Below are 2,194 nucleotides of genomic sequence, written 5' to 3'. Positions count from 1 at the left end.
GCTCGACGCCGCGACGCTGCCGCGGCGCGGCAGGCGGCGCTCGAAAGGCACGCGGCCCCGAAAAACAGACGCCATCGCCAGCGCCTGGTATCGCCGCGAAGTGCTGCCCCGTCCACCTCGCCCGGCTGCTGGCCGCGCCGCGCGCTGAGGGAACCGAAATGGCCAAGCACCCGGTCCAGTTCCGGCTCAACGGCTCCGATCGCGCCACCTTCGTGGACGGCGCGGAGAACCTGCTCAACACCCTGCGCCGGGGCCTCGGCGATTTCGCGCCGAAATATGGCTGCGGCCAGGGCACGTGCGGGGTGTGCACCGTGCTGGTGGACGGCGAGCCGCATCTGTCCTGCCTCACCCTCGCCGTCGCCTGCGAGGGACGGCATGTGGAGACCGCCTCCGGCATGGCGGACGGGCCAAACTTCCACCCGCTCCAGGCGGCGTTCATGGACCATTTCGCCGCCCAGTGCGGCTTCTGCACGCCCGGCATGCTCACCGCCGCGCGCGCGCTGCTGGCGAAGAACCCCAACCCCACCCGCGACGAGGTGGTGGAGGCGATCAGCGGCAACATCTGCCGCTGCACCGGCTACGAGCCGATCATCGCCGCCATCCTCGCCGCCGCCGGTTCGCCCGGCGCGCGCCGCGCCTGAAGGAGGCCGCCATGCTGGAAATGCGCAAGGACCTCTTCGCGGACGAACGCGACGACAATCTCAACGAGGTGGGCAAGGGCTCCCAGCGCCAGGACATGCCGGGGCACGTGACCGCGCGCACGCGCTTCTTCGACGACCACGCCTTCGACGGCCTGCTCCACCTCAAGGTGGTGCGCAGCCCGCACGCCCATGCCCGCATCCGCGCCATCGACATCTCCGCCGCCTCCCGCGCGCCGGGGGTGAAGCGGGTGCTGCGCGGCGCCGACGTGCCGGTGAACAAGAACACGCTGCTTAGCCTCATCAATTTCGGCAAGGACGACGAGCCGACGCTGGCGGTTTCCAAGGTCTCCTACAAGGGCGAGCCGGTGGTCGCCATCATCGCCGACACCGAGGCCCAGGCTCACGCCGCCCGCAAGCTGGTGCGGGTGGAATACGAGCCGCTGAAGCCGGTGTTCGACGTGGAAGAGGCGCTGAAGCCCGGCGCCCCGGTGGTCAACGAGACCTATCCCGGAAACTACTTCGAGTATCACGAGCGCTTCGACCATCAGAAGCTGCGCTTCGGCGTCGTGGAGGCGGCGTTCGCGCGCGCCGACCAGGTGGTCGAGGCGCGCTACCAGATGTCGCCCATCGAGCACGCGCCCACCGAGACCAACGGCACCATCGCCGCGCCCGAGCACAATGACCGCTACGTGGTGCATTCCTGCGCCCAGGGCCTGTTCTTCTCGCTCGGCACCACGGCGAAGATCCTCAACCTCGAATCCAACCGCCTGCACTTCATCGGCGGCACGGTGGGTGGCGGCTTCGGCGGCAAGGTGGATTCGCTCACCGAGCCGCTCGCTGTGCTCGGCGCCATGCTCACGGCCGCCGTGCGCTACGTGCTCGACCGCGAGGAGGAGATGCTCACCGGCTCGCCGCGCGGCGCCGAGCGGATCTATGTGAAGGACGGCGTGATGCGGGACGGGCGCATCGTCGCCCGGCACATCCGCTCCTATTTCGATGCCGGCGCCTATACCCGGCTGTCGAGCTATGCGGCGATCAAGTGCACCGCTCACATCCCCGGCCCCTATTCCATCCCCAACGTCTCGTCCGACGTCTACGTGGCCTACACCAACCGCTGCCCCTCCACCGCCATGCGCGGCTTCGGCGTCACTGCGGTGGACTTCGCCATCGAGGTCCACATGGACCGGGTGGCGGAGGCGGTGAACATGGACCCGATGGAGCTGCGCATCCTCAACGCCTACCGCGACGGCGACATGAAGGCCCATCGCCGGGTGGCCAAGAACACGGCGCTGATCGAGTGCGTGCAGGTGGCGGCGGAGAAGGCCGGCTGGCCGCTGTCCGACACCGCACGGCGGCAGACCTCGGTGGCGAGCGGCGGCGCCGGCGAGCGCGGCCAGATCCCGGCCACCGTGATCGACCAGCGCGGCCAGATCGGCCGGCCGACACCCGCACCGGCGGGCCGACCCAGACGCTCCCCGCGGCACGACGCGCATCGCCCTCAGCAAGGAGCCGGTGATGGAGGGCGCGCGCGATGGCCGCGCCGCGCCCACGCA

Annotated in this window: 2 protein-coding genes; both read left to right on the top strand. The window is 70.2% G+C overall.

The features are described from left to right. The first annotated feature begins 158 nt into the window (after positions 1–158). Positions 159–641 carry a (2Fe-2S)-binding protein gene (locus tag AC2W7M_RS24275; RefSeq protein ID WP_486135574.1) on the top strand — a complete coding sequence of 161 codons (483 nt, stop codon included), beginning with the start codon at positions 159–161 and terminating at the stop codon, positions 639–641. Between the two features lie 11 nt (positions 642–652). Further along, positions 653–2,194, top strand: a 1,542-nt coding sequence (locus AC2W7M_RS24270; RefSeq protein ID WP_486135572.1) for a xanthine dehydrogenase family protein molybdopterin-binding subunit, incomplete at its 3' end; no start/stop codon positions are given.

It is taken from the genome of Xanthobacter sp. BG11Y11_SDJG, assembly GCF_057364445.1.
Note: the sequence above shows the minus strand (reverse complement) of the source record. Positions and strands in the feature narration are given on the sequence as shown.